This is a genomic window from Rhizobium sp. IBUN, assembly GCF_000510625.1.
GTDB classification, from domain to species: Bacteria; Pseudomonadota; Alphaproteobacteria; order Rhizobiales; family Rhizobiaceae; genus Rhizobium; species Rhizobium altiplani.
This window is the reverse complement of sequence record NZ_AZNV01000084.1, coordinates 1-7,579: the sequence shown is the minus strand read 5'-3', so window position 1 is coordinate 7,579 and position 7,579 is coordinate 1. Positions and strand designations below refer to the sequence as shown.

The 7,579-nt window shown below is 60.5% G+C and carries 7 protein-coding genes, 1 tRNA gene and 1 pseudogene; 6 read left to right on the top strand and 3 right to left on the bottom strand.

Translation table 11 applies throughout. The annotated features are described in order from the left end of the window. Positions 1–244: 244 nt before the first annotated feature. Positions 245–730, top strand: a complete 486-nt coding sequence (locus tag RHIBUN_RS0132565) for a hypothetical protein (protein ID WP_025662840.1) — start codon at positions 245–247, stop codon at positions 728–730. Here the strand turns inward: RHIBUN_RS0132565 and RHIBUN_RS0132560 are convergent, their stop codons facing one another. Continuing rightward, positions 731–994, bottom strand: a complete 264-nt coding sequence (locus tag RHIBUN_RS0132560) for a hypothetical protein (RefSeq protein WP_025662839.1) — start codon at positions 992–994, stop codon at positions 731–733. A 154-nt stretch (positions 995–1,148) separates the two neighbouring features. Here RHIBUN_RS0132560 and iolG point away from each other — a divergent pair, with 154 nt between their 5' ends. Then, positions 1,149–2,141: an inositol 2-dehydrogenase gene (gene iolG / locus RHIBUN_RS0132555; protein ID WP_025662838.1), complete on the top strand. Its 993-nt coding sequence runs from the start codon at positions 1,149–1,151 to the stop codon at positions 2,139–2,141. A 92-nt stretch (positions 2,142–2,233) separates the two neighbouring features. Here iolG and RHIBUN_RS0132550 read toward each other — a convergent pair whose 3' ends face one another. Further along, positions 2,234–3,457: an ROK family transcriptional regulator gene (locus RHIBUN_RS0132550; protein ID WP_025662837.1), complete on the bottom strand. Its 1,224-nt coding sequence runs from the start codon at positions 3,455–3,457 to the stop codon at positions 2,234–2,236. 225 nt (positions 3,458–3,682) lie between these two features. Between RHIBUN_RS0132550 and xylF the strand changes: the two genes are divergently transcribed. The 4 genes from xylF to RHIBUN_RS0132530 all read left to right on the top strand — a co-directional run bounded on the left by xylF (position 3,683) and on the right by RHIBUN_RS0132530 (position 7,291). Next, entirely contained in the window at positions 3,683–4,723 is a 1,041-nt protein-coding gene (xylF, locus tag RHIBUN_RS0132545) for a D-xylose ABC transporter substrate-binding protein (protein ID WP_018116461.1), read from the top strand. Positions 4,724–4,976: 253 nt separating this feature from the next. Then, positions 4,977–6,287, top strand: coding sequence for a sugar ABC transporter permease (locus tag RHIBUN_RS0132540; protein ID WP_025662836.1), 1,311 nt, complete (start codon positions 4,977–4,979; stop codon positions 6,285–6,287). 15 nt (positions 6,288–6,302) lie between these two features. After that, positions 6,303–7,085 (top strand): ATP-binding cassette domain-containing protein, encoded by a 783-nt coding sequence (locus tag RHIBUN_RS0132535; RefSeq protein WP_018116463.1) that lies wholly within the window; start codon positions 6,303–6,305, stop codon positions 7,083–7,085. A gap of 129 nt (positions 7,086–7,214) precedes the next feature. Then, positions 7,215–7,291 (top strand) — tRNA-Arg (locus tag RHIBUN_RS0132530). Between the two features lie 31 nt (positions 7,292–7,322). Here RHIBUN_RS0132530 and RHIBUN_RS37155 read toward each other — a convergent pair. Then, positions 7,323–7,579 (bottom strand): annotated as a pseudogene (locus tag RHIBUN_RS37155) (hypothetical protein); the annotation flags it as partial.

Here is a 7,579-nt window from a genome sequence, read left to right as displayed (position 1 = left end):
CTGGGCTGCGCTCCTCAGGGAGAATGGGAAACCGGGAGCCGAACATCACTCTGTGACCGAAGCCAACGCATCAGGTCACGCATTGGAGATTGGTTCGAGAACCGAAGGGCGAGGAACCACCTGTCCAGCGGAAGCACGAGATTTAGCCGATCGGCGAAAACGTCGATCAACACGAAACCGAACCCAAGGAAAAGCTGCCAGTTGAAGGCGTTTTGCCCCTTGTGTTCTTTCATTGGAGGCAATCATGCTGTTCGGCCAATCCGTGTTCCAGTCCGTGCTCGACCGCCTGAAGGCGGAGGACGACGAAACCGTCGAACAGGATGCACCCGCCGCCGCCCGCGTAAGCGGTCTCAATACCGGCCTCGCCTTCGACGTCATGGAAGGCGTCTCGGCGTCGTCAGCGCGACCCAACCAGGCATATTTCGAGACAATGGAATTCGCCGCATCGGAGACCGTGGCCGAGCGGTCGCCTGAGCCTTTGCCGCCTCCTGAACCAGAGCCCGAGCCGGTGATGCCCGATCACCTCGAGCGCATCGCGCCTGAAGATATTGCGGCCGAACTGGACATTTCTGCGCGCGATACAGCCCAGAGCCTCAGCGAAAAGCGCCGCGCCTTTGCCAAGCAGAACCATCCCGATCGCGTCAACCCGCTGTTCCGCGAGAACGCCACCAAGCGGATGACGATAGCGAACCTGCTGATCGACCAGGCGCTGCGCCGCCTTGCCCGCTGACTAGTCAGCGTCCTTCTTGGCTTCTGTATCTTCTGCCTCTTCCGCGTCATCGGAAGATGGCGCCGTGTCCGCCTCCGGCGACTGCGGCTTGTAGTTCCAGAACAGCATATAGGCCGCATAGACGCCCGCGCCGCCCGACAGGACCGCCCAGAATGGATCGCCGGTGATCATTTCGACCAGCGCCCAGCCAAAGCAAACGGCCACAATCAGGATGCGAGCCCACAGCGGGCGATAGGCCGGATGGTTCGGATCGATGAGTTGCATATTTATCCCGCGCGGTATTTCGATGACATGTCTTTAGGATGGATTCCGTAAATGTGAAAGAGCGCCGGGCTTGACGCGGCAGCCATTAAATGGAATGAAAATTCCACAAGCATCACAGTTCGGTTCATTTGTTCCGAATTCAAGGGAGGTTCTCATGACAGTCAGATTTGGTCTTCTCGGCGCCGGCCGTATCGGCAAGGTTCATGCGAAGGCCGTCAGCGGCGATGCCAATGCCAAGCTCGTTGCCGTCGCCGACGCCTTTCCGCAGGCCGCCGAAGCGATCGCATCGGCTTACGGCTGCGAGGTCCGCACGATCGACGCGATCGAAGCCGCCAAGGATATCGACGCCGTCGTCATCTGCACCCCGACCGACACCCACGCCGAACTGATCGAGCGATGCGCGCGCGCTGGAAAGGCGATCTTCTGCGAAAAGCCAATCGATCTCGACGTTGCCCGCGTCAAGGCCTGCATCAAGGTCGTCGACGAGACCAAGGCGAAGCTGATGGTCGGCTTCAACCGACGCTTCGACCCGCACTTCATGGCTGTTCGCAAGACGATCGATGATGGCCGAATCGGCGATGTCGAAATGGTAACGATCACCTCGCGCGATCCTGGCGCCCCGCCAGTCGATTACATCAAGCGTTCGGGCGGCATCTTCCGCGACATGACGATCCATGACTTCGACATGGCCCGCTTCCTGCTCGGCGAAGAGCCAGTTGCCGTCAGCGCGACCGCCGCCGTCCTCGTCGACAAGGCGATCGGCGAAGCCGGCGACTACGACAGCGTTTCCGTGATCCTGCGGACCAAATCCGGCAAGCAGGCAATCATCTCCAATTCCCGCCGTGCCACCTACGGCTACGATCAGCGCATCGAAGTGCATGGCTCGAAGGGCATGGTCGCTGCCGAGAACCAGCGTCCGGTCTCGATCGAGGTCGCCAACGGCGACGGCTATACCCGTCCGCCGCTGCATGACTTTTTTATGACTCGCTATACCGAAGCTTACGCCAACGAGATCGCGAGCTTCATCGCCGCAATCGAAAAGGGCGCGACCATCTCGCCGTCGGGCGCCGATGGCCTGGCTGCCCTCGCGCTTGCCGATGCCGCCGTGCAGTCCGTCAAGGAAGGCAAGCTCATCAAGATTGGCTGACGGCCCTCTCCCGACCGAAAGCCACCTGTGAAATGGCCGGGTCCCTGCCCGGCCATTTCTCGTTCCATCTGCACGATCCGCTAGGCGCACCGCTAATCCGATCCCTGGATACCGGACAAGACCAGCTCCTGATCGATCACCGACAATGCCCGGTCGAGATGACCCTCGAACACGAGGATCGATTCGTCGGGCACGACTCGGATCTCCGGCATTCCCTCCATCCGCACGACATGCGTCTGGCCAAGCCCTTCCTCGATCCCCGGTCGCAACAGATCATAGTAACGCGTTCCCGGCCCGGTGATGGCGATCGGCATGCGTTCTGTCAGACTTAGCAGACGCGAAAGCCCATTTCCGAGTGCAATACCGGCCTGCCTGAATGCGAAGGCAGACATGCGGTGCCCCTGTCGCGCTTGGGCGGCGATCTTGTCGAGCTCGGCGACCGGCACGAACTTGGCTGGGATCGTGTCGAGCGGCACTTCGAAGGCCATGCGCAAAATGGCGTAGAAGCCAGCATAAGCCTCGATGCATCCCCTGCTGCCGCAGCGACAAAGGCCGCCGTTTGCCATATGCAACATATGTCCAAAATTTGGGGCCGACACTTCACGCTCGCCCTGCCCCGTGCTCCGGACGATGCCGAGCCCGACACTATGTCCGAGCGACAAGGCGGCGAGCGACCGAAAATCAACCGGCCTCGCATTCGCTTCATGTGCGCCGAGTGCGGCTGCGACGAGCTGTGTCTCGTTCCCCAGAAAAATCCTGGCCTGCCAATCGGGCCGCAAGGCCGATTCGAAGTCGATCTGATTGCTGCCGAAAATCGGCGACCACACCAGTACAGGGTCGGTCGGATGCACCAGGCCTTTGCTGCTGATCGATATCAGCAGCACCTTTTCCTGGGGCAGCTTCGAGCGTGAAAGAATGCGCGCAAGCCCCTGTTTAATAGAGGCAATAAACCGCTCGGCACCGGCAGGATCATGCGACCTTTCCTCGCTGAACCGGTCGATGAGTTTGCCTGCGTAGTCGACCAGCGAATATTGCACGCCGTCCGATGAAATGATCACGACAACAAGGTAGCCGCAGTCGCGCCGCTGTCGAAACAGCACGCGCGGACGCCCTCTTCCGCTACTTGGCTGCTGCTCGGATTTTTCAATGATTTGCGCTTTTTCGAGGTCAGCCGTGATTGCTGAAATCGTCGCGGAGGAAAGCTTCGTAAAGTCGGCAATCTCTGTATGCGCCAGCGCCCCATGTCGTCGAAGCGCAGCTAACACAAGGACGCTGTTTCTCTGCCGGACCAACTCCGTGCTCGACTTGGTCAGCATATATGCCGGCCTCTCCCCCTCGCATTCCGCCCTCGCTCACACCCCATCTCCAGCAATTTTTTCGCGACGCAACGAAGCCGGTAGTGCGGTGTTGACAGTTGAAAAAATCTCTGACACTTAATTTCTCGACTGTCGAGAAAATAATTCAAATTTCTCGCCAGCGAACCGCGGCGGCCGGAGGAACCACTGGCTGGGGCTGGCCGCTATTCACTCGGGAGGATATTTATGAAGTCTGTTTTGAAGCTGATGGCCGGGGCGGCCATCCTAGTGTCGGTGCACACCGCCGCAATGGCAGCTGATCTCGTCGTCGGCGTTTCCTGGTCGAACTTCCAGGAAGAGCGTTGGAAGACCGACGAAGCCGCCATCAAGAAGGCCCTCGAAGCCAAGGGCGCAAAGTACATTTCCGCTGATGCGCAGTCGTCTGCCGCTAAGCAGCTGACCGATGTTGAATCGCTGATTTCACAGGGCGCGAATGCACTCATCGTTCTCGCCCAGGATAGCGATGCTATCGGCCCTGCCATCGAAAAGGCTGCTGCTGAAGGCATTCCGGTTGTCGGCTACGACCGCCTGATTGAAAATCCGGCTGCTTTCTACATCACCTTCGACAACAAGGAAGTCGGTCGCCTGCAGGCCGAAGGCGTGTTCAAGGCCAAGCCGGAAGGCAATTACGTCTTCATCAAGGGTTCTTCGTCCGACCCGAACGCGGACTTCCTGTTCTCGGGCCAGATGGAAGTGTTGAAGGCTGCTGTCGATGCCGGCAAGATCAAGAACGTCGGCGAAGCCTACACCGACGGCTGGCTGCCGCAGAACGCCCAGCGTAACATGGAGCAGTTCCTGACCGCCAACAACAACAAGGTTGACGCCGTTGTTGCTTCGAACGACGGCACCGCCGGTGGCGCTGTTGCCGCGCTCGACGCACAGGGCATGGCAGGCACCGTTCCGGTTTCCGGGCAGGACGCCGACAAGGCTGCTCTGAACCGCATCGCGCTTGGTACTCAGACGGTTTCCGTCTGGAAGGACTCGCGCGAACTCGGCAAGCGCGCTGCTGAAATCGCGCTCGACCTCGCTGGTGGCAAGACGATGGACAAGATCGACGGTGTCACCACTTTCGAGGGCGGCCCGAAGAAGGTGAAGATGCAGTCGATCTTCCTGAAGCCGGAGGCCATCACCAAGGACAACCTGAACGTCGTCATCGACGCCGGCTGGATTTCCAAGGCTGAAGCTTGCCAGGGCGTAAAGGCCGGCAGCGTCAAGGCCTGCGATTAATCTTCGCCAGGTCAATCAACAATCCGGCGCCGCAGCGGTCTCGTTGCGGCGCCGGATGCGGATGGTGCCTCCTCCACGGACACTCCCGCCTCGTAACGCACCGAACGCTTTGATTCCCTGCCAGAATAGTGCCGCGCCTTGAGCGGCCATTTCGGAAGTCTCTCGGTGGTCAATTCAAGAACAGGGCAACCTCGGTTCGGGCTTTTCGGGCACCCGCGCCACGGCCCCAAACAATGGGGGAAACGGCAAACCCATGGCAAACATCACGCAATCCTCATCGAGCCATCCGCGCTCGGCGGAGGGCAACGCTTTTACGCGCTTCCTGCGCGCAACCGAGATCGACACGCGCCTGCTCGGCATGGTCGCCGCGCTGCTCGTCATCTGGATCGGCTTTCATCTCTACACCGGCGGGCTCTTCCTGACGCCGCGCAACCTTTGGAACCTCTCGGTCCAGACGACCGAAATCGCGGTTCTCGCGACCGGCATGGTGCTTGTCATCGTCACCCGCAACATCGACCTGTCGATCGGCTCCATGCTTGGCCTTGTCGCCATGATCATGGGCGTCGTCCAGGCGAAATTCCTGCCGCAGTACCTCGGCTTCGACAACTCCTGGACCTGGCTGATCACGTTGGTCTGCGGTCTGGTTGCCGGAACGCTGATCGGTCTTTTCCAGGGCGTCATCATCGCCTTCCTGGGTGTCCCCTCCTTCATCGTCACGCTCGGCGGCTTCCTCGCCTGGCGCGGTCTTGCCTGGTACGTGACATCGGGCCAGACGGTCGCACCTCTCGACACGACGTTCCGCATTATGGGCGGCGGCGCTGAAGGGGCTGTCGGAGCCACGTGGAGCTGGATCATCGGGCTTGTCGCCTGTGTGCTGATCGTCGTCGGCATCATCGGCTCGCGCCACCAGCGCAAGCGTTTCAACTTCCCACGCCGTCCGCTCTGGGCAGAGTATTTCTTGGCAGTTCTCGGCTGCACCCTAGTCCTTGGCGCCATCTGGGTGTCCACCATCTATTACTGGCCGGTGGCGATCGCCAAGAAGTACGCCGAAGCCAACAACATCGCCTGGCCGGAAACGGGACTCTTCATCTCCTACGGCATCGCCGTGCCGGTGCTGATCGCCATTCTCGTCGGCATCGTCATGACCTTCATCGCCACCCGCTTGCGCTTCGGCCGCTACGTCTTCGCGATCGGTGGCAACCCTGAAGCAGCCGAGCTCGCCGGCATCAAGACCCGCTGGGTCGCCGTTCGGATCTTCGCGCTTATGGGCTTTCTCGCGGCTGTTGCCGCGGCGATCTCGACCGCCCGCCTCAACGCCGCCGCCAACTCGCAAGGCACGACCTACGAGCTCTATACGATCGCCGCAGCCGTCATCGGCGGCACTTCGCTCGCCGGCGGCACCGGTACGATCGCCGGCGCAATGCTCGGCGCGCTGGTCATGCAGTCGCTGCAATCGGGGATGGGCCTCGCCAACGTCGACACGCCCATTCAAAATGTTGTCGTGGGCGCCGTGCTTGTCGTTGCCGTCTGGCTCGACACCGTCTATCGCTCGCGGTCGAAGTAAAGAGGAGTCCTAGATATGACTGATCAACGCACTCCCCTTGTGGAAATGAAAAACATCTCGATCTCCTTCGGCGGCATCCACGCTGTGGACAATGCTTCGGTCGATCTCTACCCCGGCGAAGTCGTCGCCCTTCTCGGCCACAACGGCGCCGGCAAGTCGACGCTCATCAAGATCCTCTCCGGCGCCTACAAGCGCGACAGCGGCGAGATCCTGATCAATGGCGAGCCGGCAGACATCCGCAATCCGCGCGATGCGAAGAAGTACGGCATCGAGACGATCTACCAGACGCTCGCCGTCGCCGATAACGTCGATGCCGCCGCCAACCTCTATCTCGGCCGCGAGATCCGCACGAAGTGGGGCACGCTCGATGACGTCGCCATGGAAGCCTCCGCGCGTGAGGTGATGGGCCGCCTCAACCCCAACTTCCGCCGCTTCAAGGAGCCGGTGAAAGCACTTTCCGGCGGCCAGCGGCAGTCTGTGGCGATCGCCCGCGCGATCCTCTTCGATGCCCGCATCCTGATCATGGACGAGCCAACGGCGGCTCTCGGGCCCCAGGAAACGGCGCAGGTCGGCGAGCTGATCAAGCAGCTGAAGAAGGAAGGCATCGGCATCTTCCTGATCAGCCACGACATCCACGACGTCTTCGACCTCGCCGATCGTGTCTCGGTGATGAAGAACGGCCAGGTCGTCGGCCATGCCCGCACCGAAGATGTCACCAAGGACGAAGTGCTCGGCATGATCATCCTCGGCAAGGTGCCGCCAAAGGCCATCCCCGGCCCCGGCGCCATGCAGGTCTGACCCGCAGACGTGAGACATAAAAGTCCGCCGGCTGCAAGAACGGCGGACTTTTCATTTTGTAGATTGAAGCCAGCGAGAAGCTAGGCTAAGAACCTCGCATCGGACAAGGCGATTCAAGCGCCTCGGCATGCACCCGTAGCTCAGCTGGATAGAGTGTTGGATTCCGATTCCAAAGGTCACAGGTTCGAATCCTGTCGGGTGCGCCATTAACTCTCGTGTCCGACCCGGACACATAGGTCACAATCGGTACCTAAGACATCGGTGACAACCTCGTGCCGAACGGGTTGTCGATTGTTTGCAATGTCCTCTGTTCGAGGTCGATATATCCGAGATCATAGCGCGGGAAGCTGACGAGCCAAATGCCGTCGTCGACTTCTTGAGGCCGAGCTTCTGGCCGGCCATGACGGTTGAGATGTTGATCTTCTTGCGATGGATGCACAGACGGCCGCAATTGGTGACGATGGCATCGCGGTCGTGGAAGGGGTAGCTGATCT